Here is a 24983-nt window from a genome sequence, read left to right as displayed (position 1 = left end):
AGTGAACACCCATGGAATTCGGGCTCTTTGTGCAGGGCTACGTGCCGGCGGCGCGGGCGGAGGTCGACCCGGAGGCCGAGCACCACGCGCTGATGGAGGAAACCGAGTACGTCATCCAGGCCGACAAATCCGGCTTCAAGTACGCCTGGGCCTCCGAGCACCACTTCCTGGAGGAGTACTCCCACCTCTCCGCCAACGACGTCTACCTCGGCTACCTCGCGCACGCCACCGAACGCATCCACCTCGGCTCCGGCATCTTCAACCCGCTGGCCCCCGTCAACCACCCGGTCAAGGTCGCCGAGAAGGTCGCCATGCTCGACCACCTCTCCGAAGGGCGCTTCGAATTCGGATCGGGGCGCGGCGCGGGCAGCCACGAGATCCTCGGATTCATGCCGGGCGTCACCGACATGAACCACACCAAGGAACTCTGGGAGGAGACCATCGCCGAGTTCCCCAAGATGTGGCTCCAGGACGAATACGCCGGCTTCAAGGGCAAGCACTGGGAGCTGCCGCCGCGCAAGGTCCTGCCCAAGCCGTACGGGAAGTCGCACCCGGCCATGTGGTACGCAGCCGGCTCCCCCTCGTCCTACGCCATGGCCGGCAAGAAGGGCCTGGGAGTCCTCGGATTCAGCGTGCAGAAGGTCTCCGACATGGAGTGGGTCGTCGAGTCGTACAAGACCGCCGTGAAGGAAGCCGAGGCGATCGGCGACTTCGTCAACGACAACGTCATGGTCACCTCCACCGCCATCTGCGCCGAGACCCACCGCAAGGCCGTCGAGATCGCCGTCGGAGGCGGCCTCAACTACCTCCAGTCCCTGCTCTTCCGCTACCACGACACCTTCCCCCGGCCGGACGGCATACCGGAGTGGCCCGAGCTGCTGCCCGAGTACACCGAGGAGATCATCGAGCTGCTGATCGCCGAGGAGTTGATGATCTGCGGCGACCCGGACGAGGTGCTCCAGCAGTGCAAGCGCTGGGAACAGGCAGGCGCGGACCAGCTCTCCTTCGGCCTGCCCATCGGCGTCAGCCGCGAGGACACCCTCAACTCGATCAAGCTGATCGGCGAGCACGTCATCCCGAAGATCGACACCGACCCGGTGCACCGCACCACGCGCTTCCGCCAGGCAGCGGGCAACTGAACCGCAGCAACGGGACGGGCAGGGAGCGGCACCTCGGCCGGGCCGGGCGCGCCCCCCTTCCCGCACCCAGCGAGAAGGGATCCACGTCATGCTCGACCACCTGATCAAGGGCGCAACCGTCGTGGACGGGACGGGCGCCCCCGCCCACGCCGCCGACCTCGGCATCCGCGACGGGCGAATCGCCGTCGTCGCCGCCCCCGGCACGGTCACCGAGCCCGCCCGCACCACCGAGGACGCCACCGGCCTGATCCTCGCCCCCGGCTTCGTCGACCCGCACACCCACTACGACGCGCAACTGTTCTGGGACCCCTACGCCACCCCCTCCCTGAACCACGGCGTCACCACCGTCGCGGGCGGCAACTGCGGATTCACCCTCGCCCCGCTGCACCCCGACCGCCCCGACGACGCCGACTACACCCGGCGCATGATGAGCAAGGTCGAAGGCATGTCGCTGGTCGCGCTGGAAGAAGGCGCCCCCTGGAACTGGCACAGCTTCGGCGAATACCTCGACGCCCTGGAAGGCCGTATCGCCGTCAACGCCGGCTTCATGGTGGGCCACTGCGCCCTGCGGCGGTACGTCATGGGCGCCGACGCGATCGGCGGGCAGCCGACCGACGAGCAACTGGCCGCCATGCTGGAGCTGTTCCACGACGCGATGAACGCCGGCGCCTGGGGACTGTCCACCACCCAGTCCGCCACCCACTCCGACGGCGACGGCAGCCCCGTCGCCTCACGGCACGCCCGCCCCGCCGAACTCCTCGCCCTCTCCCGGGCCGTCGCCGACCACGAGGGCACCCAGCTCGAAGCCATCGTCGCGGGCTGCCTCGACCAGTTCGACGACGAGGAGATCGACCTGCTCGTCGAGATGACAGCGGCCGCCGGACGGCCACTGAACTGGAACGTCCTGACCATCGACGCGGCCGTACCGGAGCGGGTGCCCCGCCAGCTCATCCCCAGCGAACGCGCCCGCAAGGCCAGCGGCCGGATCGTGGCCCTCACCATGCCGATCCTCACGCCCATGAACATGTCCCTCGGCACCTTCTGCGCCCTGAACCTCATACCGGGGTGGGGCGACATCCTCGGCCTGCCGGTACCCGAGCGCATCGCCGCACTCCGCGACCCGGACGTCCGCGCGGGCATGCTGCGTCGCGCCGAGAGCAAGGAAGCAGGCGTCTTCCGTCGGCTCACCCACTTCGACCGCTACGTCATCGGCGACACCTACTCCCCGGCGAACGACGGCCTCAGCGGCCGGGTGGTCGGCGACATCGCCGCCGAACGCGGTCAGGAAGCCTTCCAATGTCTCGTCGAGATCTGCGCCCAGGACGAGCTGCGCACGGTGCTGTGGCCCATGCCGACCGACAACGACCCGGCCAGCTGGGCGCTGCGCCGCGAGACCTGGGAGCACGAGGACGTCCTGCTGGGCGGCTCGGACGCCGGCGCGCACCTGGACCGCATGTGCGGCGCCCCCTACACCACCCGCTTCCTCGGCGACTGCCTGCGCGGCCGCAAGCTCGTCGGCCTTGAGCGGGCCGTACAGATGCTGACCGACGACCCGGCCCGGCTGCTCGGGCTGCGTGAGCGCGGCAGGATCGCCGAGGGCCACCACGCCGACCTGGTGCTCTTCGACCCCGAGCGGATCGACGCCGGGCCCGCGACGCTGGTGCACGACCTGCCCGGCGACAGCCCGCGGCTGGACTCCCGGGCACTGGGCATCGTGAGCGTACGGGTCAACGGGGTGGAGACCATCCGCGAGGACGTCGTGACCGGCGCGGTGCCGGGGACGGTGCTGCGGTCCGGACGGGACACCGAGACCGTGAGCACCCGGTGAGCGGACGAGAGGCGGCGGCCGAGCGGCTGTTCATCGGCGGGGAGTGGATCGAGCCGGAACTCGGTCACTACGCCGTGCGCAACCCGGCGACCGAGGAGATCGTGGGGAGGGCCCCGGAAGCGAGCCCCGCGCAGGTGGCGGCGGCGGTGGCGGCGGCCCGCGACGCCTTCGAAAGCTGGTCGCGCACCGCACCCGAGGAACGGGCGAGGATCCTGGACCGCGCCGCGGAGGTGATGCGCCGCGAGTTCACCGGCTACGCCGCGCTGGCGCAGGCCGAGAGCGGCGCGACGACGGGCACCGCGCGCGCCATGCAGGTGGGCGTGGCCGTGGCACGCTTCAGGCGCTACGCGCGCGGCGCCCTGGAACCGGTCGAGACGGGGCTGCCGCCGCAGATCAACGAGGCGGGGCCGTTCGGGAAGGCGGGCGTCCTCGGGGCACTCGCGGTGCGGCGACCGGTCGGTGTGGTCACCTGCATCACCTCGTACAACAACCCCTGGGCGAATCCGGCGGGCAAGGTCGCGCCGGCGCTGGCGATGGGCAACACCGTGGTGGTGAAGCCGGCCCCGCAGGACCCGCTGTCGGTCTTCCGCATGGCGGAGGCGCTGGCCGAGGCCGGGGTGCCGCCGGGAGTGGTCAACGTCGTCACCGGCACGCGGCCGGAGGTGGGCGAGGCCGCGGTCGCGGCGGACGGCGTGGACATGGTCAGCTTCACCGGATCCACCGCCGTCGGACAGCGCATCGCCCAGGAATGCGGCCGGGGGATGAAACGCCAGCTGATGGAGCTGGGCGGCAAGGGCGCGGCGCTGGTCTTCGACGACCTGGACGACCAGGGGCTCGCGGCGGCGGTGGCGGGCATCGGCACCACCTTCTCCTTCTACAGCGGCCAGATCTGCACCGCGCCGACCCGGGTCCTGGCGCAGCGCGGTGTCTACGAGCGGCTGGTGGACGGGCTCGCGCGGTATGCGTCCGCCCTGGAGGTCGGGGATCCGACGCGGCCGGACACGGTCGTGGGACCGGTGATCTCCGCCGCGCACCGGGACCGCGTCGAGTCCTATGTGGAGCTGGCAGGCAAGGAGGGCGCGCGGCTGGTCACCGGGGGCGAGCGGCCGGCGTGCGAGCGGGGCTTCTATGTGGCGCCGACACTCTTCGCGGACTGCACGCACACGATGCGGGTGGTCCGCGAGGAGATCTTCGGCCCGGTGGTGGTGGTCGTGCCCTTCGACGACGAGGAGGAGGGCATCGCACTGGCCAACGACAGCGACTACGGGCTGCTGGACTACGTCTGGTCCGGCGACGTGGCCCGTGCCTTCCGGGTGGCCGGGCGGTTGCGGGCCGGCGGGGTCGGGATCAACACGGTCGGCCGGAACATGGAGGCGCCCTTCGGCGGCTTCAAGCGCAGCGGGGTCGGGCGGGACGTCGGGTCGTACGCGCTGCACGCCTACAGCGAGCTGCAGTCGCTGGTGTGGCCGGGGTGAGGCGGCGCGGCGAGGCGGGGCGACGACGCGGGGGAGGAGGGTCGGGGACGAAGCCGCGGGAGACGGCTCGAAATCGGGATGGGAAAATTTTGAACCAGGGCAAAACGGACAGGGCTGCGGTTCTCGCAATGCGGAAAGATTGCGTCAGGGCGGGTGACTTGAAGGCGGGATGCGTGGTTGACCTAGTCATTGATAGATCAACTTTGTCGGATTGCCTTCATGTTGAAGGTTGTTCTGGCGGAGGATGATCTTCCGGATACGGAAACAGCAGCGCTTAACGTCCTGTTCATGGTTCAGGTAGACCCCCGGCCCCAGACCGGAGACACGGTAACGAGCGTCGACGACAGTGGCGGCACCCGCAACAAGGGCCTCAGCGGCAACTCTGTCGGCTTGCTCGGCAGCGCGGTCATCGGCGTATCGACCGTCGCCCCCGTCTACTGCCTCACCTCCACCCTCGGCCCCACCGTCGGGGAGGTCGGGCTGCAGATGCCCGCCGTCTTCCTCGCCGGCTTCCTGCCGATGCTGCTCGTCGCCTTCGCCTACCGCGAGCTCAACAAGGCGGTGCCCGACTGCGGCACCTCCTTCACCTGGTCGGTCAAGGCGTTCGGCCCGCGCGTCGGCTGGATGTGCGGCTGGGGGCTGGTGATCGCCACGATCATCGTGCTCTCCAACCTCGCCGGCGTCGCCACCTCGTTCTTCTACCTCCTGCTCGGCGAGCTGACCGGCAGTTCCTCCGTCGCGGCCCTCGACGGCAACAAGCCCGTCCACGTGCTGACCTGCCTGGCCTTCATCGCCGTCGCCACCGCCATCAGCTACCGCGGCATGACCGCCACCAAGGGCGTCCAGTACGCGCTGGTCGGCCTCCAGCTGGCAGTGCTCGCGATCTTCATCGTGATGGCCGTGATCAAGGCGCGCTCCGGCGACTTCGCCGGCTCCCTCGACTTCTCCTGGACCTGGCTCGACCCCTTCGCCGTCCAGTCCTTCTCCGCCTTCACCGCGGGACTGTCGCTCTCGATCTTCATGTTCTGGGGCTGGGACGCCTGCCTGACCGTCAACGAGGAGACCGCAGGCAGCGCGAAAACGCCCGGCCGGGCCGCCCTGCTGGCCATGCTCGTGCTGATCGGCTCCTACCTGCTGACCGCCGTCGCCTCGCAGATGTTCTCCGGCGTCGGCGACAAGGGCCCCGGACTCGGCAACCCGAACACCTCGGACAACGTCTTCGCCGCCCTCGCCGACCCCGTGATGGGCACCGTCCTCGGCGTCCTGCTGTTCGTCGCGGTCCTGGCCTCGGCCGCGGCCAGCCTGCAGACCACCTTCATCCCGGTGGCCCGCACGGTCCTGGCGATGAGCGCGTACGAGGCCCTGCCCCGGTCCTTCGCCGACATCCACCCGCGGTTCCGCTCGCCGGGCCGGGCGACCATCGCCGCGGGCGTGGCCACCGGCGTCTTCTACGCCGTCATGAGCTTCCTCAGCGAGAACGTCCTCATCGACACCATCTACGCGCTGGGCCTCATGATCTGCTTCTACTACGCGATCACCGCCTTCGCCTGCGCGTGGTTCTTCCGCCACTCGCTGCGCGACTCGGCCCGTGACCTGCTGTTCAAGGGCGTCTTCCCGGTCCTCGGCGGCATCCTGCTCGCGGCCGTCTTCGCCAAGACACTGATCGACATGTGGGACCCCGCCTACGGCTCCGGCAGCGAGGTCTTCGGCGTCGGCTCCGTCTTCGTCATCGGCGTCGGCCTCCTGCTCGTCGGCTTCGTGATCATGCTGGTGATGCAGCGCCGCAGCCCGGCCTTCTTCCGCGGCCAGGTCCTGACCCGCTCGACTCCGGCACTGGTGGTCGAGGAGTAGAGGACGGGGTGGGGGGTGTGGGTGGGGGTGTGGGGGATGGGCGGGCCTTGGGGCCCCGGCCCCGCCCCCCCCCCCCCCCCCCCCCCCCCCCCCCCCCCCGCGCCCCCCGCCCCCCCCCCCCCCCGGCCCCCCCCCCCCCCCGCCGGGCGCCCCCCCCCCCCCCCCGGCCCGGGGGGGGGGGGGGGTTGGGGGGGGGGGGGGGGGGGGGGGGGGGGGGGGGGGGGTGGGGCGGGCCTTGGGGCCCCTCCCCTCCCCCTCCCGCCCCACCCCACCGCCTCGGCCTCTGCCCACCGCATCCCACGCCGCGCCACCGCAGGCACGGGCCACCTGCCTCACCTCTGACCACCTCGGCCCGCCGCGCGGCGGGACAGACGCGAGCCGACCACCTCGGCCTCTGCCCACAGCCGGCACGCAGCACCTGTCGCCCCGCCGCCCCAGGCACGCGCCGCCTGTCGCCCCGCCACCGCAGGCACGCGCCGCCTGTCGCCCCGCCGCCCCAGGCACGCAGCACCTGTCGCCCCGCCGCCCCAGGCACGCGCCGCCTGTCGCCCCGCCGCCCCAGGCACGCAGCGCCTGTCGCCCCCAGGCCGCCCCCTCAGACCTCACCCCAGGCCGTGTCCCGGATCATGTCCCGTCGAGGAAGATCGGGTTGGTCAGTGCCGCCATCGGGCCGGGGAGGCCGGGGAGGCCGGGTGTCGTCGGTGGGTGGCGGACCTCGGCGCGGACGTATGCGGCGTTGTCGGGGGTGGTCTGCCAGCTGACGGTGCCCGTGCCGGAGTCCGGCAGAGGTGCGGTGAACAGGCGGCCCTGGTCCGTGACGAAGGAGGCCGTGCAGCCGGGGGCGCCCCGGACCCGCAGCCGGGCGGTGACCTTCGACGAAGGGGAGGCCGCCAGCCGCTCACCGATACCGGCGACCTGGCCGCGCTCACCGATGACGGTGAACTCCACCTCGACCTCGGACGACTCGGCGATCCACACCCGGCCCGCCCGTATGCCTTCCAGCAGCGCGCGCCGGGACAGGTCGTCGGCCAGTACGACGGTCTGGGGGAGGCCGATGACGTCCGGGTCGCGGTGGGCGTCGCTGTGGCCCACCGCCGGCAGCCAGGCCCCGCGCCCGCGGGTGTGCGCGACGAGGGTGTTGTCCCACTCGGCGAGCGTGACCTCGTCGTCGGGGGTGTACGGGCCGTTCCACACCTCCACCGCATCGGCGTCGTTGAGGCCGAACTTCCAGTTGCAGCCGATGCAGGTGGCGTGCGGGTGCGCCGGGATGACCAGGCCACCGGCCCGCCGGATGGCGCGGGCGTACTTACCGAAGGCGTTGTCGCGGGCCCGGTAGCGCCAGTCGATGAAGATGCCAGGGGCGGTGCCCATCGCCACGACGTGACCATTGCGGGTGGTGACCTCCTCTCCGGTCAGGATCAGCAGGTCATCGCCCCAGAGCCCCTCCCAGGCGCGGTGTGCGGACGTGGTGTTGTGCTCGGTGGTGGTGAGGAAATCCAGGCCGGCGGCGCGGGCCAGCGCGGCGATCTGTGCAGGGGTGCGCCTGCCGTCGGAGTGGACGGAGTGCACATGGTTGTCGCCGCGGTACCAGGCCCGGCCCCGGCCCCGGGCGCGCTCGGGCGGATAGTGGGGAGTCGCGGTGTGCCCCGGCGGGCCGTGCCGCAGCGTGACGGTCACGTCGTAGGACAGTCCCTGCGGGGCGACGGTGTACGGGCCGAGGGCGATATGCCAGGTGCCGGCGTTGACGGGGCCGGGGAGGTAGCCCGGGGTGGCGTCGTCGGCACGCAGGAAGAACTCCGTACGCGCCCCGCCCGACCAGCCGCGGAAGCCCGCCCCGCCGAGCTCCGTGCCGCGTTCGTCGAAGATGCCGATGTCGCATGCGTTGCCCGCCGTGCCCTCCGGGACGGTGGGCCTGTCGTACGTGTAGGAGACGGCGATCTCGCGGACGCCGCGCGGTACTTCGACCGGGAGGTAGACGAAGTCGGGTGCGCCCGTGGGCAGATGGCCGGTGATCCGGCGGGTCTGCTCGCCCCGGTCGTCTCCGGGGTGGCCGTCTGCGGGTGCCGCGTCGGCGAAGCTCACAGGTCCGAGCGTAAGCGCGCCGCCGGCGCCCGCAACCGCCGAAAGTCTCAGAACGTCCCGTCGTTCCATTGCCGCCCCCTTGCCGTGATTTCCCCTGATGCCGCTGCTGGTGTCGCTGTCGCCACCACTGCTGCCGGTGCGTGTCGGACGGCGGTGGCGCCCGTGCCCTGCTCGGTTCCTCGGGACCGCTGCGGCGCCGTGGTGGGCCGGTGGTGGCCGACCCGGGCCCGCTGCCGGTCTCTCGTCCGTGTGGTGTGGCCCTGCGGCCCGGTTGCGCAGCGCCGGTGCGCCCTCGCGCCGACCCCTCCCGTCGCCGCGTCCCGATTTCTCCGTCTCGTCGTGCGTCAGCTCGGTCCGGCCGGTCCGGCCGTTTCGCCCGGCCCGCCGTGTGACGCTTCGTTTCGCTTCTTTTCCCCGTGTGAAAACTGTTGTACGCGGCTGTGACACGGAGGGAAAGGCCTGTGGATAACCACCGGTCGGTACGGCAACATTCGGTCCCCATACGCCTGACGCGGAGGTGCGCCCATGCGGATCGCGACCACGATCTTCCTGACCGACGAGACGATCCGGCCCGACCGGCTCGCCCGCGAGCTGGAGCAGCGCGGCTTCGCCGGCCTCTACCTGCCCGAGCACACCCACATCCCGACGAGCCGCGACACCCCCGCGCCGATGGGCGAGCCGCTGCCCCGCGAATACGGCCGCACGCTCGACCCGTTCATCGCACTCGGCCAGGCGGCGGCCGTCACCGAGCGGCTCGGCCTGGGCACCGGCATCACCCTGGTCACCCAGCACGACCCGGTCGATCTCGCCAAGCAGGTCGCCACCCTCGACTTCCTCTCCGACGGCCGCTTCACCCTCGGTGTCGGCTACGGCTGGAACGTCGAGGAGGCCGCCGACCACGGTGTGCAGTGGTCGACGCGGCGGGAGCTGACCCGGGACAGGATGGCGGTGATGCGGGCACTGTGGGCGGCGGAACCCACCGCCTACAAGGGTGAATTCGCGTCCGTGCAGGCCTCCCTCGCCCACCCCAAGCCCGCACACGGCGCGCCGCGCACGCTGCTGGGCGGTGGGGCCGGGCCCAAGCTCTTCGCGCAGATCGCCGAGTACGCGGACGGCTGGCTGCCGATCGGCGGGCGGGGGCTGGCCGAGACCGTGCCGGTGCTGCGGCAGGCGTGGCAGGAGGCGGGGCGCAGCGGCGAGCCGGTGGTCGTGCCGTACGCGGTGCGTCCGTCGGCCGGGAAGCTGGCGCACTACCGCGACCTGGGTGTGTCGGAGGTGGTGCTGCAACTGCCGCCGGCCGGGGAGGCGGAGGTGCTGCGCACGCTGGACGACTTCGCGCAGTACCTGTGACCTGCCGAGAGACGGGTGGGCCGTCGACCGGCGGGGCAGGTGGGCAGGCGGGGCGCCGGTGACCGGCCGGGGAGGTGGGGCGCTGTCGCCCGGCGGCGGCAGGCCGGCTGTTTCGGCCAGGTGGCCGGGGCGGCGTAGGACGGCCGCCTAGGACCATCGGCGTACGGGCAGTGGGGCGGGTCGGTACGGAAGACCGATCCACCCCGGTGCCTTGCCGCCCTAGCGTCGAAGGGGACAGCACCCGCAGACCGACGGTCCCAGGAGATCTCCATGCCCAGTCTCGACCACACGATCGTGCACAGCACCGACCGCTTCGCCTCCGCCCGGTTCATGGCCGGGCTGCTGGGCGCCCCCGAGCCCAAGGCGTTCGGCCCGTTCGCCGTGCTGAAGCTGGACAACGGCGTGGCGCTCGACTACGCGGAACACGTCACCGAAGGGCGGCGATTCCTCCCCACGCACTACGCCTTCCTGGTCACGGAGGACGAGTTCGACGCGATTCTGGGCCGCATACAGGCCCAGGGCCTGCCCTACTGGGGCGGCCCCCGCCACGACCAGCCGCAGACCGTCAACCGCCTGGACGGCGGCCGAGGCGTCTACATCGACGACCCCGACGGCCACAGCATGGAGTTCTTGACCCGCACCTACTCCGACGAACTCCTGGCCGGCTTCTAGCGTGTGCGCCGCCGCTGCCGGGAAGTGCCCGGCCGCTGCGCGGAGGGAACCTCCGGATGACGTGACCAGTGGCACACCACACCGCGGGATTTCACGGCGGCGCTGTCGGCGGGCGCTCGTATGCTCGGAGGATGACTTCCAGCGCGCAGGGACCTGACCAGGGATCCGACCGAGGCATCAACCGGCAGGCCACCCCGGCCGCCGACCGTCCGGTGCCGCCGACGGCGAACGCGATGCGCCGTGCGCTCAAGCGCGCCCGCGACGGTGTGGCGCTGGACGTCGGCGAAGCCGCGGTGCTGCTCCAGGCCCGCGGCGACGACCTCACGGACTTGTGCACCTCCGCGGCCCGGGTGCGGGACGCCGGCCTGGAGGCCGCGGGCCGCCCCGGCGTCATCACCTACTCCCGGGGGGTCTTCATCCCCCTCACCCGCCTGTGCCGCGACAAATGCCACTACTGCACCTTCGTCACCGTCCCCGGCAAGCTGCGGCGCGACGGACACGGCATGTTCCTCTCACCCGACGAGGTCCTCGACATCGCGCGGCGCGGTGCCGAAATGGGCTGCAAGGAAGCCCTCTTCACCCTGGGCGACAAGCCGGAGGACCGCTGGCCCGAGGCTCGCGAATGGTTGGAGGCCCACGGCTACGACGACACCCTCTCCTACGTCCGTGCCATGGCCATCCGCGTCCTGGAGGAGACCGGGCTGCTGCCCCACCTCAACCCCGGGGTGCTGTCCTGGACGGACTTCCAGCGCCTCAAGCCCGTCGCGCCGTCCCTGGGCATGATGCTGGAGACGACCGCCGAACGGCTGTGGAGCGAGCCCGGCGGCCCGCACCACGGCTCGCCCGACAAGGAACCCGCCGTCCGCCTGCGCGTCCTGGAGGACGCCGGACGTTCCAACGTCCCCTTCACCACCGGCCTCCTTATCGGCATCGGGGAGAACTACGAGGAGCGCGCCGAGTCCCTCTTCGCCCTGCGCCGCGTCCAGCGGGCGTACCACGGCATCCAGGAACTCATCATGCAGAACTTCCGCGCCAAACCGGACACGGCCATGCGCGGAATGCCGGACGCCGAGCTGGAGGAACTCGCCGCGACGATCGCCGTGGCGCGGCATGTCATGGGCCCCTCGACCCGTATCCAGGCGCCGCCCAACCTGGTCGACGGGGAGTACGCGATGCTCATCGCCGCCGGGATCGACGACTGGGGCGGCGTCTCCCCGCTGACCCGGGACCACGTCAACCCCGAGCGCCCCTGGCCGCAGATCGACGACCTGGCCGCGCACACCGCTGCGGTCGGATTCGAACTGCGCGAACGGCTGCCCATCTACCCCGAGTTCATCAAGCGCGGCGAGCCCTGGCTCGACCCCCGGCTGCTGCCGCACGTCCGCGCCCTGGTCGACCCGGAGACCGGGCTGGCCCGCGAGGACGCCGTCGTCGAGGGCCATCCCTGGCAGGAGCCCGACGAAGGCTTCTCGATGAGCGGCTCGGGTCGCACGGACCTGCACCACACCATCGACACCGAGGGCCGCACCGCCGACCGCCGCGACGACTTCGACGAGGTCTACGGCGACTGGGACGCGCTGCGCGAGGCCGCCGCCCCCGGGATGGTGCCCTCCCGCCTCGACGCCGACGTCCGGCAGGCGCTGACGCAGGCCGCCGACGACCCCACCAAGCTCACCGACGCCGAAGCCCTGGCACTGCTGCACGCCGACGGCCCCGCCCTGGACGCCCTCTGCAAGATCGCCGACGATCTGCGGCGCGCGACCGTCGGCGACGACGTCACCTACATCGTCACCAGGAACATCAACTTCACCAACGTCTGCTACACCGGCTGCCGTTTCTGCGCCTTCGCCCAGCGCCGCACCGACGCCGACGCCTACACCCTCTCCCTCTCCCAGGTCGCCGACCGCGCCCAGCAGGCGTGGGACGTGGGCGCGGTGGAGGTCTGCATGCAGGGTGGCATCCACCCCGACCTGCCCGGCACGGCCTATTTCGACATCGCCCGCGCCGTCAAGGAACGCGTCCCCGGCATGCATGTGCACGCCTTCTCGCCGATGGAGGTCGTCAACGGCGCGACCCGTACGGGAATGTCCATCCGGGAGTGGCTGACCGCCGCCAAGGAGGCCGGACTCGACACCATCCCCGGCACGGCCGCCGAGATCCTCGACGACGAGGTCCGCTGGATCCTCACCAAGGGCAAGCTGCCGACCGCCACCTGGGTCGAGGTCGTCAAGACCGCCCACGAGCTGGGCATCCGTTCGTCCTCGACGATGATGTACGGCCACGTCGACCAACCACGCCACTGGCTCGGCCACCTCAGGCTGCTGGCGCGGATGCAACAGGAGACCGGCGGCTTCACGGAGTTCGTCACCCTCCCCTTCATCCACACCAACGCCCCCGTCTACCTCGCGGGCATCGCCCGTCCCGGCCCCACCACCCGCGACAACCGGGCGGTGACGGCGATGGCCCGGGTGCTGCTGCATCCGCACATCACCAACATCCAGACCAGCTGGGTCAAGCTCGGTACGGAGGGCGCCGCGGAGATGCTCCGCTCGGGCGCCAACGACCTCGGCGGCACCCTGATGGAGGAGACCATCTCCCGGATGGCCGGGTCGAGTTACGGCTCCTACCGCTCCATCCAGGACCTCGTCGCCATCGCCGACGCCGCGGGCCGCCCGGCCCGTGCCCGTACGACGACCTACGGCCCGGTCACCGACGAGCGGCAGTCCGCCGCGCTCGCCTCGGACGGCCACCTGCCCGAGCTGCTGCCCGTCCTGGACTAGCCGGCCCGCCGACCGACCCGTCCCCGCCCTGCCCGCTGCGTACGCCTGCCGTACGAGAGGGCAGGGCTGTCGAGTTGGGCGCCGCGATGAGCCGGTCCAGGACTCAACGACTTCCCTTTCGGCCATGTCCGCCGCTCGCTGGTTTTGTTCACCGAGCGGCTGCCTCCATTTCCGCTATGACTGACCGGCCACGCGCGTCCCTTGCGTCCGTACGGGCACCCGGTGTCCTGTCCCGCTCCACCGGAGCGGCCTCCCAACTCGCCCCCACCGCGCTGCTCACCGACCCGCGCTCACCCCGGGACCTCGTCGACACCCTGCACCGCGCCCCGGGGCGGCGCCGCACCCATATGACCCGGCTCGCCGGGCTCCTCGACGATCCGAGCCCCGCCGCGTGGGCGCACCGCATCATCACCGCCATTCGGCAGGCGTGAGCCGCCGCCGGTGACGGGAGTGCGCCACGCCCCGGCCCGCGGGGCCGGCGGCGGTGGCCCTCTCCCGAGGAGAGGCGTCATTCACCCTCGTACTCCGCCTCGTGCTGCAGGATGCACTGCTGCCATTGCGACAGTGCCTCCTCGCGGTCGCCTCCACTGTCCTGTGCGGCGGCGATCAGCGCGTCGGCGGCCATGGCGGCCAGCCGTACGGCGATATGGCAGACGTCGCGCTGCGGGAGCGGCCGGAGGAGTTCCACCGCGCCGTCGCTGTCGCCGGAGAGCGCGGAGGCGACGACGGCCATGGTGGTGCGGTCCCACTCGTACTCGGACATGGAGGGAGCATGCCCATCCGGCGCCCCCGCCAGTATCGAACTTGCGAGCGGCGCGAGCGGCGGCCGCGGGCCCCCGGGCCGCTATCCCAGGCGTCGCACCGGCGCGCCCGCGAGGTAGGCGGTGATGTTCTCTACGGCCTCGGAGAAGTACCCCTCGTAGTTGCGGCGGGTGACGTAACCCAGGTGCGGGAGGGCGAGGACGTTGGGGAGGGTGCGCAGCGGGTCGTCCTCGGGCAGCGGCTCGTGGTCGAAGACGTCCAGGCCGGCGCCGGCGAGCCAGCGCTCGCGCAGCGCGCGGAGCAGCGCGTCGCGGTCGACGATGCCGGCGCGGGAGGTGTTGACGAGGTAGCTCGTGGGTTGCATCCGACGCAGTTCGTCGGCGCCGAGCAGGCCCCGGGTACGGTCGCTCAGGACGAGGTGCACGGAGACGAAGTCGCTGGTTTCGAGGAGTTCTTCCTTGTCGGCCGTGGCGCGTACACCCGACTCCGCGGCGCGCTCCGCGGTCAGGTTCCGGCTCCAGGCGGCGACGTCCATGCCGAAGGCCTGGCCGATCCGGGCGACGCGGGTGCCGATCTTGCCCAGGCCGAGCAGCCCGAGCCGGCGGCCGTGCAGATCGGCGCCGAGGGTGCTCTGCCAGGGGCCGTTCGCGCGCATCGCGGCGCTCTCGGTGGCGACGTTGCGCGCGAGGCCGAGGAGCAGCGCCCAGGTCAGTTCGACGGGCGGTTCGATGTTGCTGGCCGTGCCGCAGACGGTGACGCCGAGCCGGGCGGCGGCTTCCAGGTCGATGGAGGCGTTGCGCATGCCGGAGGTGATCAGGAGCCGGAGGCGGGGCAGCCGGTCGAGGAGCGTGGCCGGGAAGGGGGTCCGCTCGCGCATCGCGACGACGATCTCGCAGTCACCGATCGCGTCGACCACCTCGTCCTCGGAGCGGAACGGCTGCCGCAGCGTACGGACGTCCACGACACCGGCGAGGGGGGACCAGTCGGCCATGGAGAGGGCGACGTCCTGATAGTCGTCGAGCACGGCGCAGCGCGGAGTCATGCGGGTTTCTCCAAGGGCGGTAGGGAGCTACGGCAGGGGCTGGTGGTTCGGTCGGGGCGGCAGGGGCGTTACCGGCCGTGGCCTGGGACGTTCGATTGGGGCCGTACCGGTCATAAGCCTCCTCGCGGGTGACTGTTCGCAATACGATCCTGGTCTCAAATTGATCATTCTTGGTCGATTACAGTGCTGCGCCAGGGGGTCCGCAAGGCCCCGGGACGTTGTGAGCCTTCAGGAGGGGCGCAGTGAGCGCAGCGGCAGGCAACACCGCTATCTGGGGCCGCGCCGAACAGCAGGACTTCCGCAGCCGGGTCCGCGGCTGTCTGCTCGGCGGTGCCATCGGCGACGCGCTCGGTGCCGGCATCGAATTCGACTCGCTCGACGCGATCCGCAAGGCGCACGGCCAGGAAGGCGTGACCGACTTCGTGCCCGCCTACGGGCGACGTGGAGCGGTCACCGACGACACCCAGATGACCCTCTTCACGGTGGACGGGCTGATCCGCGCCCAGGTGCGCCGGGACACCGGAGCCTGGCACCCGCCCACCGACGTGCACCGCGCCTATCTGCGGTGGGCCGTCACCCAGCGCGACTGGGGGCCCGACGAGCGCAAGACGGACGACGGCTGGCTCGCCCGCGAGGAGTGGCTGTACTCCCGTCGGGCGCCCGGCAGGGCCTGCCTGAGCGGTCTGGGCGACGAGGTGATGGGCACTCTGGACAAGCCCAAGAACCCGGACTCCAAGGGCTGCGGCGCCGTGATGCGCTCCGCGCCGTTCGGGCTGCTGGTCGGCTGGGAGCCGCAGCTGGTCTTCCAGCTCGCCGTCGAGTGCGCGGCCCAGACCCACGGCCACCCCACCGGCTATCTCGCGGCGGGCGCCTTTGCCGTCATCAGCCATTCGCTGGCACGGGGCGAGGACCTCGACGGCGCCGTGCAGAAGGCGTTGGTGCATCTGGGCACCCGCCCGGGCCACGAGGAGACCACCGACGCACTCAAGCGCGCGCTCGGCGCCGTACGGCAGGGCATGCCGACGCCGGCCCGGGTGGAGTCGCTGGGACAGGGCTGGACGGCGGAAGAGGCGCTGAGCATCGGCGTGTACTGCGCGCTGGTGGCTGAGGACGTCCGGCACGGGCTGCTGCTCGCCGTCAACCACGGCGGCGACAGCGACTCGACCGGCGCCATCTGCGGCAACCTCCTCGGCACACTGCACGGTGAGACGGCGCTGCCGCCCGTGTGGCTGGTCGAGCTGGAAGGCCGGGACACGATGCTCCAGCTCGCCGACGACTTCGCGATGGAGATGACACAGGGCCCCGCACTCCACGGCCCCGCCGGCTCGGCGCCGGGCTGGCTCGCCCGCTACCCACGGGCATGACGTCCCCGGGCCGGGCGCGTCGCCGCACGCCCGGCCCGACGTCGGAACCCGCCGAGTCGCGGGCACCGTACGAAGCTCAGAGGGGCTTCGACGCCTCGCCCGTCGCGTCTCCCGCGGCGCCGCCGGGGACGGCCTCCCGCTCCGCCCCGTCCTCCTGCTCCGGGATCCGCAGCGCGGCCGCGCTGCCGTCGTCGTCCTCCCCGGAGTTGATCCGTGCCAGCAGCGCGTCCCGCTCCGGCGTCGCCTCGGGCCTGAGGAGGCCGATGAGGATGAACAGCACCAACGAGGTCGCGACCGGCGAGACGATCTGGATCTGGAGCTGCACATCGCTCAGGCCGTAGTTGGTCAGCCAGAAGGCGAACAGCCCGGCCGCCCAGGACGTCAGGGCCGCCGTGGGACCGCACTTGCGGAACGCCGGCAGCATGCCGAGCAGGAACGGGATGGAGATCGGCCCGACGAGCCCGGCCACCCACTTGATGACGACGGTGATGATGTCCTTGAAGGTGGGGGAGTTGACCTGCGTCGCGATCGCCATCGACAGCGCCAGGAAGGACACCGTCGACAACCGTGCGGCCAGCAGCCCCGCCCGGTGGGACCAGTTACGCGCCTTCTCGCCCAGCTTCGGCAGCGCGGGGGCGATATCGCGGGTGAAGACCGCGGAGATGGCGTTGGCGTCCGAGGAGCACATGGCCATCGTGTGCGAGAAGAAGCCGACGATGACCAGCCCGAGCAGGCCGTGCGGCAACAGGTGCTCGGTCAGCAGCGCGTAGGAGTCGGAGGCGTCCGGCTTCTGCGCCTTGACCAGCAGCGGCGCCACCCACATCGGGAAGAAGAGGACCAGCGGCCAGATGAACCACAGCGCCGCCGACAGCCACGCCGAACGCCTGGCCTGCCGGGCGTTGCGCGTGGCCATGTACCGCTGGGCCTGGTTCCACATGCCGCCGCTGTACTCGAACGTCTTGATGAACAGATAGGCGAGCAGGAACGTCAGGGTGTACGGACCGACGGTCGGCTGGGTGTGGGTGTCCGGCAGCCTGTCCCACACGGTCCACAGCGAGCTGAAGCCGCCGAGTTCGCCCATGACCGTGACCAGCATGGCGACACCGGCCAGCAACTGGATGACGAACTGCCCGAGTTCGGTGAGCGCGTCCGCCCAGAGCCCGCCGACCGTGCAGTAGATGCCGGTGATCACGCCGGTGATGAGGATGCCCTGGTTGAGGGACATGCCGGTGAAGACGGACAACAGGGTCGCGATGGCGGCCCACTTGGCCCCCACGTCCACGATCTTCAGCAGCACGCCCGACCAGGCGAGGGCCTGCTGCGTCGGGAGGTTGTAGCGGTTCTTGAGGTACTCGAGCGGCGAGGCGACACCGAGCCGCGAGCGCAGCCGGTTCAGCCGCCCCGCGAACAGCTGGGCGCCGATGGCGATGCCGACGGCGATGGGAAAGGACCAGGTGACGTAGGAGGTGACACCGTATTGATAGGCGATGCCGGCGTAACCGGTGAACATCACCGCGCTGTAGCCGGACATGTGGTGCGAGATGCCGGACAGCCACCACGGCATCTTCCCGCCCGCGGTGAAGAAGTCGCTGACATCGTCCACGCGCTTGTGCGACCACACACCGATCGCGATCATCACGCCGAAGTAGCCGATGAGTACGGCCCAGTCGAGACTGTTCATGCCCCCTCCAGGGGTCCGCCTTGTGAACGAGGAATCACTTCGCCGTGACGTCCTGCGGGGCGGTTCCCCGTGCGGGAGCGGGGACTTCGGGGATTGAACCGTCGAACGAGCGGTCCGGTCAAGGGGAGAGGTGGTCAAGTATGTGAACCAGGATCAGCAAAGCGAACGATTTTGCCTTCTCTTGACCTACCCGGCCGTTGTCCCGCGCGGGACGCCGAACACACGATGAGCGGACACTTCGCCGGGCGCCATTGCCCGACCGCATGCAACCCACCGACCGAACGGAACCCACCGACCGCACGAAATGCACCCACGCACGGGACCCACTCGCATCGACAGCACCAGGCGAGGCGCCGGACGGCGTCTGCGCGCGGGAGCGGGATCCCGGGCGGACGGCAGGACGGCAGCTCGCCACCACGGAGGAGCGTCGTGGCACGAACCGGAAGCGCCGGAACGGCCGGCAGCGCCGGAAAAGGGGGCGCCGGCTAGCGCATCAGCTCGCCCGCGTTGACCAGCAGTGACTGGCCCGTGATCGCGCGCGCCCGGTCGGACGCCAGGAAGACGGCGCTCTCGGCGACATCGGCGTCCGTCGCCAGTTCCGGCAGGGCCATGCGTTCGGTGAGCCGGCCCAGCACCTCGGACTCGGGAACGCCTTCGTTGTGTGCCGCGAACCGCACGTAGGACTCGACCGGCGGGCCCCACATCCACCCCGGCTGCACGGTGTTGACGCGTATCCGGCTCGGCCCCAGCTCCTGTGCCAGGGAGTACATCGCCGAAACCAGCCCGCCCTTGGACGCCGCGTACGCGGCCTGCTGCACCTGGGAGGGTGCGGCGAGCGACGACTGGGTGCCGATCATGACCACCGAGCCGCCGCCGCGTGCCGTGAGCGCGGGCAGGCAGGCGCGGGTCATCCGCAGGGTGCCGAAGAGGTTGACGTCCGTGACCTCGTGCCAGGTGTCGAAGTCGGCGTCGCGCAGGCCGCCGAAGAGGGAGTCGAGCGCGGCGACATGGATCACCGCGTCGATCCCGCCGAAACGCTCCACGGCCAGCGAGGCGAGCGCCTCGCACTGGGCCTCGTCGCGGATATCGGTCACCTGCCAGGCGGTGTGTTCGCCCGAAGGGTCGATCCGCGACGCCGACTTGGCGAGGTTGTCCGCGGTGCGGGCGCCCAGGACCACGGCCGCCCCGTCCCGCACGCATGCCGCCGCGACCTGATGCCCGAGCCCCGCTCCGACGCCTGAGACGACGACCGTCTTGTTCCGCAGCAGCATGTGAGCCTCCGGGTCCCGCTCGCACTGGACTGCGTCGCGACCCGGTGGCGATGACGCCCACGCGCTCATGGCGGGGTGGTGCGGGGTCGCGACGCAGGGCATTACCTGACGAGGCGTCAGGTTACGGCGCGGGTGCGGGAATGACCAGAGGGGTGCGGTACGGGACGGCCGGGCGGACACCCGCACGCCGGAACCGGTCCGGGCTGACCGGGCTCCCTCCGCGCCCGATCGGCCCTTCCCGTCCCTCTGCGCGCTCCTTCACCCCTCCTGGTGCGCGCCCTTGCGGGCGCTTCCCAGCGCCGTCGCCAGCCGGACGAGGCCCTCGCGGATCTCGTCCGGGGAGTGCGTCACGAACGACAGGCGGACGGCCGTCGCGTCCGGCGGCCCGGCGAAGAACGGCGCGCCGGGGACGTAGGCGACGTCATGGCGCACGACCTCGGGCAGCAGTGCCGTCGCGTCGTAGCCCTCCGGCAGGGTCGCCCAGACGAACATGCCGCCCGCCGGACGGTTCCACCGCGAGCCCTCGGGCAGCGTGACGGCCAAGCCGTTCACCAGCGCATCGCGCCGGTCGCGATAGGCGCCGCGCACCCGCTCCAGATGCGCGTCCAGGTCCGAGACCGACAGGTACCGGGCCGCTGCTGCCTGGTCGACGGTCGAGGTGTGCAGGTCGGCGGCCTGCTTGGCGATGACGCAGGCGCGCCGCAGGGCGGCCGGCGCGCGCAGCCAGCCCAGGCGAAGGCCGGGCGCCATCACCTTGGAGAACGACCCGAGCAGCGCCGTACGGTCCTCCGCGCCGGGGAAGGCGGCGACCCACGGCACCGGCTCGCCCTCGAAGCGCAGTTCGCCGTACGGGTCGTCCTCGGCGATCCACAGTCCGCGGCGGGCGGCGACCGCAGCGACCGCGGCCCGGCGCTCGGCGGACAGCGTCCGTCCCGTCGGGTTCTGGAAGGTCGGCACGACATAGAGCAGCTTGGGCCGCTCCCGCGCGGCGATCTCGTCCAGCGCCTCGGGGAGCAGACCCTCGTCATCGGTCGGCACCGGCACCACCCGGGCGCCGGCGAAGGAGAATATCTGCAGTGCCGCGAGGTAGCAGGGGTCTTCGACCAGGACCACGTCGCCCGGCTCCAGCAGGGCGGTGGCCAGCAGCGAGAGGCCCTGCTGGGAGCCGGTGGTGACGATCAGGTCGTCGGCGTCCGTCGCCAGCCCCCGTGCGGTGGTGCGCGCGGCGACGGTCGCACGGAGCTCCGGGCTGCCCTCGCTGGTGGAGTACTGAAGAGCCCGCCGCGGCTCCTCGGTCAGCACATGCTGGAACGCGGCCGCGATGCCCGTCGCGTCGAACAGCTCGGGCGCGGGCAGCCCGCCCGCGAAGGAGATGACCTCGGGGCGCGCGGTGAGCGCCAGGATCTCGCGTACGGGCGAGCTGCCGGTCTGGACCGCGCGCGCGGCGAGATCGGGCGTGGGGGTGACGGCATCGGCGAGGGTCGCGTCCGGCATGGCTGCTCCAATCGGTCATCGTCTGCGTTAACCGGCGTTAGCTGCAGATGTCGCGCAGCTTAGGCGGCGGGTGACCCGGAGCGCAGCCCTGCCCGCATGATGAGCCGGACGGCGAGCGGCGGGCCGCGAGCGGTGAATGCCCCCGGGGTCGCGGGCGGCATGGGGCTGGACGTGCGAGGTCCGGCCCGGTTTGCGGCGACAGACGAACGGTGGCCGGCCGGTCGGCGCGCACCCCTCCCTTTCTGACGCTCCGTCAACTACACCTGTCCTCATGACCGAGGACATCGCACACCCGCCGGAAGGGCCGGGCGCCGCGCAGAGCGCACCGGCCACACAGCGCCCGGGGACCGGTGGCATGGCGGCCCCGGCGGCCGCCGCGCCCCCCGCTGAAACCGACAATGCCGCCTACACCGCCCTGGCCGCCGTCGGCCCCTACGGCGTGCACCCCGGGCACGCGCTGATCACCATGGTCGAACCGCATCCGGGCCATGAACACGCCTACAACCGCTGGTACGAGGACGACCACTACATCGCCGGCGCCATGGCGATGCCCTGGATGTTCGCCGGCCGCCGCTGGGTCGCCACCCGCGATCTGCAACTGCTGCGCCGCCCGGAGAAGTCCGCCGCCGCCCGGCCGGTCACGGCCGGCTGCTACCTCTCCACCTACTGGATCACCGAGGGGCGCTACGACGAGCACATGAAGTGGACCGTCGGCATCAACAAGCGCCTCAACCGGGACGGCCGGGTGCACCAGGACCGCACGCACGTCTTCACGGCATTCCAGGACCACGTCACGACGGTCTACCGGGACGGCGCGGCCGGACCCCGGGACTTCCACGCGCTGGACCACCCGTACGCCGGACTGGTCCTGGAGGTGATCGACACGGACGGGCCCGAGCAGCGCGCTGCCCTGGCGGAGTGGCTGCGGGACCGGCACCTGCCGCGACGGCTGGCGGGTTCACCGGCGGCCATGGTCACCGTCTTCCGGCCGACGCCGCTTCCGGGCGACCGCATGGCGTATGTGAAGCAGGTCGAGGGCGTGGACACCCGGCTGACGCTGCTGTGGTTCCTCCAGGAGGACCCGCGCGACGGCTGGTCCACCCACTTCGCCGACCGGGTCGCCGCGGTCGCGGAGTCCGGCCTGGGGCGGGTGGAGCTGATCGCGCCTTTCCTTCCGACGGTTCCCGGCACGGACCGGTACGTCGCCGAACTGCGCTGACCCGCGGCGGGGAGGTCAGCGGGCGGGGCGCCCGCGGGAAGGGGCCGCCCCGCCGCATGGCCGAGCCCCCTCGGCCGGGACGGCGATCCAGTCGAGAGGGCTCGTTCTGCGGTGGTGCGGGTGGTGCGGATGCTGCTGCATCGACGGCAGCCGGGGCGTGGACGGCGGCGGTGCCGGTCCTGTCGGGCCCGCCGCCCCGTGGCCCTGCGGTCGGCCGGAAGCCGGTGACCTGAGGCCGTTGGCCGGTCAGTTCACGCCAGGTCGTACGCACCGTCGGCGAGGTCCGAAACGAAGCTGCTCCAGGCGGAGTTGTCGAACGTCAGTCGCGGGCCGTCCGGGTCCTTGGAGTCGCGTACCGCGATGGCTGCGGTGGTCGGCACGGCGATTTCCACGCATGCGCCGTTGCCACCTGAGTACGAGGACTTCGTCCAGGAGAACGCGGAATTGGGTTGAATAGCCATGTTCACTCCGACTCACTCTGAGTTGCCGTGGATTTCGGTAGTGCAGACGCTACGCGCCAACATCACTTGCCACAGCGGCCGTTCACCCGTCCGAATGGCATATTCCTTGATCTCTTTTCAAGGAAGATGGCCCAGGTGTACCGTGCGAACCCAGTAACCGGAATGTCTGATTCCGCAGCTGAAGACCTGCTTTTCCCCTCCCCGCGTCCTGCCCCCGCCTCCTCCTCTTCGACCGCTTCGCCTCGCATCGGGCGAGCCGTTCATCGCCCCACCGGAGTCTTCACCCCACGGCGTCCGCATGCGATTTGGCCGCAGCGGCGATGAACTCCCGACTTTGGTCCGCATTCAACGCTTGGGCGCGCAGATGCTCGTACATGATCGTGTACTTGTGGACATCGTTGGTCTTCTCCAGATACAGATCGCTGGTGACCCCCTCGATGTACACCACACTGGAATCGGCGGCGTCGTCGAATTCCAGGATCGAGAACGTCCCCGACATTCCGGCATGCGCACCGGTGTCGTACGGAAGCACCTGCACCGTGACATGCGGCAGATGACTCACCTCGACGAGATGGTCGAGCTGCTCGCGCATGACCAGGTGGCTGCCGACCACCCGCCGCAGGGCGCTCTCGTCCAGCACCACCCACAGGCGCAGCTGCCGCTCAGGGTCGTTGACCCGCTCCTGGCGGCGCATGCGGACCTGGATGCGCTTTTCCAGCTGATCGGGCGCGAGCTCGGGGACCGTGCCGGGAATGACGGCTTCGGCATATCCGGGTGTTTGCAGAAGTCCGGGCACCAGCAGGGACTCGTAGACGCGTAGCGAGGCCGCCTCGGTCTCCAGGCCGATGTAAACGCTGTACGGGATGTCGCCGAAGGCGTGCCACCAGCCCTGCTGCCGCGAATCCTTGGCCATCTGCATCAGCGAATCGACTATGCGGTGATCATCGACTTCGTAGACGCCGCACAGGTCGCGGACATCGCGCTGGCTGATGCTGCGGCGGCCGTTCTCCAGCCTGCTGATCTTCGACTGGGAGACGAGCAGACGCTCGGCCACCTCTTCCGCCGTCATGCCCTTGAGCTCCCGGAGCCTTCGCAGCTCCTGGCCCAACCGGCGTCGCCTGACGGTGGGGTTGACATTGGACGCCACGGGACGTGCACCTCCGGCTCCGTACTGCTGTCGTTTCCTGCTCAGCAGAGTGCCACCCCAGGTAGACGCCGCGCAGTGAAACGCACACAGAAGGCGATCGCGCATGCGCGCGGGGTGGCGGGTCGGCCGTTGTCCGAAGCGGCCGGCCCGCCACCCCGCGCGTTCTTGCTGCGGCTCCCGAACGGGACGGTGGGGACGGTGGTGCGGTGGTGCGAACGCGCTCGCGCGGCCATGCCCGCACCCGCCTCGCGCCCCTCTTGCGAGGCGCGCGAGGCGGGTGGAGCGAGGCGTGCGGCCGCGCTCGGTGGTGCGTGTGCCCTGATCGATGGTGCGACCGTGCCCGGTGGTGCACCGCGCGGCCTCTGTGGCGCCCGGCGTCGTGCGGGTGGTGCGGCCCGGCGTACGTCAGCGGGCGCCGACGCGCGCCATGCTGCCGTGGCCGTGCCGTGACGGGCCCGGCATGCCTGCCGGTTCCGCCGTGGCCCGCGCCGTCGGCTGCCGGACGGGTCCCGGAGCTGCGCCCGGTACCGCGGCGGCGGCCTGCGCTCGCCGTGGCTGCGCGCCCGCTCCGTTCTGCACGTCCATGACGGCGTGCGCGACCAGCCCGCCCATCGGGTCGTGCCGGATCAGGTCCCGGAGCCGGGAGCGCGATGAACGCCCTTCGTTCCCCGGGTAGAGGTGCTTACCGAGTCCGACCGCATGGGCCAGCGCGGCGAGCGCCGCGGTCCGCGGGTCCGGTGGTACGCCGGTGCGGATCGCGTTGTCCAGCCGGGCCCTGATTTCCCGGCTGATTGCCGTCTCCGTCGCTTGGTAGCGCGTCGTCGGCAGCACCCCGCACATCTGTCCCGCCACGGCATGCACCATGCCGCACCGCTCCAGGTGCGTGAGATACGTCTGGCGCAGCCCCAGCCGGGGCCCGCCGATCCAGTGGACCGCGCGTACCGGACTGCCGCGTCGGCGCAGCAGTTCGAGTGCGGAGTCCAGAGTCGGATCTCCTGTCGGCCGTGGCATCACCACGGCGATACGATCCCCGTCTGGGGCTATCCGTCCTGCCAGAGCCAGCTCTACTAGCTGGGCCCCGGCGAGGCCGAGGTCGAGCGACTGCGGCTGCGCTGTGGTGCCCGTTGCCGGGTCCAAAGCGAGCAGCAGAAGCTCCTCCGGAATTGTTCTGCGGCTCCTGCCCATCCATGCCTCCCCGCGTGGATGAATGACAGGGTGACCCCTCTCACATTCATCTGTCGAGGGTGCGTGGGGGGTTCGATAGGGAACCGGTAGGTATGTCGTTCTCGTCTAGCACGTCGGCGACAACTTCCGTGGGGTGCGGCAGGGACCGGTTTCGCGTGGCGGCGAGGCGCCGCCACGCGT

The 24983-nt window shown here is 71.3% G+C and carries 19 protein-coding genes; 10 read left to right on the top strand and 9 right to left on the bottom strand.

The genetic code is table 11. The features are described 5' to 3' along the window. The first annotated feature begins 11 nt into the window (after positions 1-11). From ACGFZW_RS10160 to ACGFZW_RS10145, 4 genes are all read left to right on the top strand, one after another. Positions 12-1139 (top strand): LLM class flavin-dependent oxidoreductase, encoded by a 1128-nt coding sequence (locus tag ACGFZW_RS10160; protein WP_393892605.1) that lies wholly within the window; start codon positions 12-14, stop codon positions 1137-1139. An 88-nt stretch (positions 1140-1227) separates the two neighbouring features. Beyond that, positions 1228-2967: an amidohydrolase family protein gene (locus ACGFZW_RS10155; protein WP_393892604.1), complete on the top strand. Its 1740-nt coding sequence runs from the start codon at positions 1228-1230 to the stop codon at positions 2965-2967. Then, positions 2964-4442 carry an aldehyde dehydrogenase family protein gene (locus ACGFZW_RS10150; RefSeq protein WP_393892603.1) on the top strand — a complete coding sequence of 493 codons (1479 nt, stop codon included), beginning with the start codon at positions 2964-2966 and terminating at the stop codon, positions 4440-4442. The genes ACGFZW_RS10155 and ACGFZW_RS10150 overlap by 4 nt, the downstream gene beginning before the upstream one ends. 288 nt (positions 4443-4730) lie before the next feature. Further along, on the top strand, positions 4731-6293 hold the full coding sequence (locus ACGFZW_RS10145; protein ID WP_393892602.1) for an APC family permease: 1563 nt from the start codon (positions 4731-4733) through the stop codon (positions 6291-6293). A gap of 624 nt (positions 6294-6917) precedes the next feature. On the opposite strand, the gene ACGFZW_RS10140 is transcribed toward ACGFZW_RS10145, so the two are convergent. Next, a complete protein-coding gene (locus ACGFZW_RS10140; RefSeq protein ID WP_393892601.1) occupies positions 6918-8444 on the bottom strand; it encodes a CehA/McbA family metallohydrolase in 1527 nt (508 codons plus the stop codon). 456 nt (positions 8445-8900) lie between these two features. On the opposite strand from ACGFZW_RS10140, the gene ACGFZW_RS10135 reads away from it, so the two are divergent. The 4 genes from ACGFZW_RS10135 to ACGFZW_RS10120 all read left to right on the top strand — a co-directional run bounded on the left by ACGFZW_RS10135 (position 8901) and on the right by ACGFZW_RS10120 (position 13608). Beyond that, positions 8901-9725, top strand: coding sequence for a TIGR03619 family F420-dependent LLM class oxidoreductase (locus ACGFZW_RS10135; RefSeq protein WP_393892600.1), 825 nt, complete (start codon positions 8901-8903; stop codon positions 9723-9725). A gap of 270 nt (positions 9726-9995) precedes the next feature. After that, positions 9996-10397: a VOC family protein gene (locus tag ACGFZW_RS10130; protein WP_393892599.1), complete on the top strand. Its 402-nt coding sequence runs from the start codon at positions 9996-9998 to the stop codon at positions 10395-10397. A 131-nt stretch (positions 10398-10528) separates the two neighbouring features. Next, complete coding sequence (locus ACGFZW_RS10125; RefSeq protein WP_393892598.1) at positions 10529-13177, top strand: bifunctional FO biosynthesis protein CofGH; 2649 nt, start codon at positions 10529-10531, stop codon at positions 13175-13177. 176 nt (positions 13178-13353) lie between these two features. Continuing rightward, the gene (locus tag ACGFZW_RS10120; protein WP_393892597.1) at positions 13354-13608 is read left to right on the top strand and encodes a hypothetical protein; all 255 of its coding nucleotides are present in this window, start codon (positions 13354-13356) and stop codon (positions 13606-13608) included. Between the two features lie 77 nt (positions 13609-13685). Here the strand turns inward: ACGFZW_RS10120 and ACGFZW_RS10115 are convergent, their stop codons facing one another. Both ACGFZW_RS10115 and ACGFZW_RS10110 read right to left on the bottom strand, forming a co-directional pair. Next, positions 13686-13940, bottom strand: a complete 255-nt coding sequence (locus ACGFZW_RS10115) for a hypothetical protein (RefSeq protein ID WP_393892596.1) — start codon at positions 13938-13940, stop codon at positions 13686-13688. Between the two features lie 81 nt (positions 13941-14021). After that, positions 14022-14981: a D-2-hydroxyacid dehydrogenase family protein gene (locus ACGFZW_RS10110; RefSeq protein WP_393892595.1), complete on the bottom strand. Its 960-nt coding sequence runs from the start codon at positions 14979-14981 to the stop codon at positions 14022-14024. Positions 14982-15223: 242 nt separating this feature from the next. Between ACGFZW_RS10110 and ACGFZW_RS10105 the strand changes: the two genes are divergently transcribed. Then, on the top strand, positions 15224-16345 hold the full coding sequence (locus ACGFZW_RS10105; protein WP_393892594.1) for an ADP-ribosylglycohydrolase family protein: 1122 nt from the start codon (positions 15224-15226) through the stop codon (positions 16343-16345). A gap of 76 nt (positions 16346-16421) precedes the next feature. On the opposite strand, the gene ACGFZW_RS10100 is transcribed toward ACGFZW_RS10105, so the two are convergent. The 3 genes from ACGFZW_RS10100 to ACGFZW_RS10090 form a co-directional block, all read right to left on the bottom strand. Then, positions 16422-18026, bottom strand: a complete 1605-nt coding sequence (locus ACGFZW_RS10100) for a sodium:solute symporter family protein (protein ID WP_393892593.1) — start codon at positions 18024-18026, stop codon at positions 16422-16424. A 485-nt stretch (positions 18027-18511) separates the two neighbouring features. Next, the gene (locus tag ACGFZW_RS10095) at positions 18512-19297 is read right to left on the bottom strand and encodes an SDR family oxidoreductase (protein ID WP_393892592.1); all 786 of its coding nucleotides are present in this window, start codon (positions 19295-19297) and stop codon (positions 18512-18514) included. Between the two features lie 258 nt (positions 19298-19555). Next, positions 19556-20791: a PLP-dependent aminotransferase family protein gene (locus ACGFZW_RS10090; protein WP_393892591.1), complete on the bottom strand. Its 1236-nt coding sequence runs from the start codon at positions 20789-20791 to the stop codon at positions 19556-19558. Positions 20792-21146: 355 nt separating this feature from the next. On the opposite strand from ACGFZW_RS10090, the gene ACGFZW_RS10085 reads away from it, so the two are divergent. Then, positions 21147-22010, top strand: coding sequence for a hypothetical protein (locus tag ACGFZW_RS10085; protein ID WP_393892836.1), 864 nt, complete (start codon positions 21147-21149; stop codon positions 22008-22010). Positions 22011-22261: 251 nt separating this feature from the next. Here ACGFZW_RS10085 and ACGFZW_RS10080 read toward each other — a convergent pair whose 3' ends face one another. The 3 genes from ACGFZW_RS10080 to ACGFZW_RS10070 form a co-directional block, all read right to left on the bottom strand. Further along, the gene (locus ACGFZW_RS10080; protein ID WP_393892590.1) at positions 22262-22471 is read right to left on the bottom strand and encodes a DUF397 domain-containing protein; all 210 of its coding nucleotides are present in this window, start codon (positions 22469-22471) and stop codon (positions 22262-22264) included. Positions 22472-22751: 280 nt separating this feature from the next. Then, positions 22752-23618: a helix-turn-helix domain-containing protein gene (locus ACGFZW_RS10075; protein ID WP_393892589.1), complete on the bottom strand. Its 867-nt coding sequence runs from the start codon at positions 23616-23618 to the stop codon at positions 22752-22754. Positions 23619-24023: 405 nt separating this feature from the next. Further along, a complete protein-coding gene (locus ACGFZW_RS10070) occupies positions 24024-24803 on the bottom strand; it encodes a GPP34 family phosphoprotein (RefSeq protein ID WP_393892588.1) in 780 nt (259 codons plus the stop codon). Between the last annotated feature and the right edge of the window lie 180 nt (positions 24804-24983).

It is taken from the genome of Streptomyces sp. NPDC048248, from assembly GCF_043201875.1.
In the GTDB taxonomy this organism is placed as follows: Bacteria; Actinomycetota; Actinomycetes; order Streptomycetales; family Streptomycetaceae; genus Streptomyces.
This window is presented reverse-complemented; position numbering and strand designations above follow the sequence as displayed.

What these genes read in the sequence shown, in the direction of transcription:
- ACGFZW_RS10095 (WP_393892592.1), bottom strand. Translation starts at nt 19,297, where the DNA reads ATGCTGCTGCGGAACAAGACGGTCGTCGTCTCAGGCGTCGGAGCGGGG.
- ACGFZW_RS10155 (WP_393892604.1), top strand. Translation starts at nt 1,228, where the DNA reads ATGCTCGACCACCTGATCAAGGGCGCAACCGTCGTGGACGGGACGGGC.
- ACGFZW_RS10110 (WP_393892595.1), bottom strand. Translation starts at nt 14,981, where the DNA reads ATGACTCCGCGCTGCGCCGTGCTCGACGACTATCAGGACGTCGCCCTC.
- ACGFZW_RS10145 (WP_393892602.1), top strand. Translation starts at nt 4,731, where the DNA reads ATGGTTCAGGTAGACCCCCGGCCCCAGACCGGAGACACGGTAACGAGC.
- ACGFZW_RS10080 (WP_393892590.1), bottom strand. Translation starts at nt 22,471, where the DNA reads ATGGCTATTCAACCCAATTCCGCGTTCTCCTGGACGAAGTCCTCGTAC.
- ACGFZW_RS10140 (WP_393892601.1), bottom strand. Translation starts at nt 8,444, where the DNA reads ATGGAACGACGGGACGTTCTGAGACTTTCGGCGGTTGCGGGCGCCGGC.
- ACGFZW_RS10160 (WP_393892605.1), top strand. Translation starts at nt 12, where the DNA reads ATGGAATTCGGGCTCTTTGTGCAGGGCTACGTGCCGGCGGCGCGGGCG.
- ACGFZW_RS10085 (WP_393892836.1), top strand. Translation starts at nt 21,147, where the DNA reads ATGGCGGCCCCGGCGGCCGCCGCGCCCCCCGCTGAAACCGACAATGCC.
- ACGFZW_RS10100 (WP_393892593.1), bottom strand. Translation starts at nt 18,026, where the DNA reads ATGAACAGTCTCGACTGGGCCGTACTCATCGGCTACTTCGGCGTGATG.
- ACGFZW_RS10120 (WP_393892597.1), top strand. Translation starts at nt 13,354, where the DNA reads ATGACTGACCGGCCACGCGCGTCCCTTGCGTCCGTACGGGCACCCGGT.
- ACGFZW_RS10135 (WP_393892600.1), top strand. Translation starts at nt 8,901, where the DNA reads ATGCGGATCGCGACCACGATCTTCCTGACCGACGAGACGATCCGGCCC.
- ACGFZW_RS10115 (WP_393892596.1), bottom strand. Translation starts at nt 13,940, where the DNA reads ATGTCCGAGTACGAGTGGGACCGCACCACCATGGCCGTCGTCGCCTCC.
- ACGFZW_RS10070 (WP_393892588.1), bottom strand. Translation starts at nt 24,803, where the DNA reads ATGGGCAGGAGCCGCAGAACAATTCCGGAGGAGCTTCTGCTGCTCGCT.
- ACGFZW_RS10090 (WP_393892591.1), bottom strand. Translation starts at nt 20,791, where the DNA reads ATGCCGGACGCGACCCTCGCCGATGCCGTCACCCCCACGCCCGATCTC.
- ACGFZW_RS10125 (WP_393892598.1), top strand. Translation starts at nt 10,529, where the DNA reads ATGACTTCCAGCGCGCAGGGACCTGACCAGGGATCCGACCGAGGCATC.
- ACGFZW_RS10130 (WP_393892599.1), top strand. Translation starts at nt 9,996, where the DNA reads ATGCCCAGTCTCGACCACACGATCGTGCACAGCACCGACCGCTTCGCC.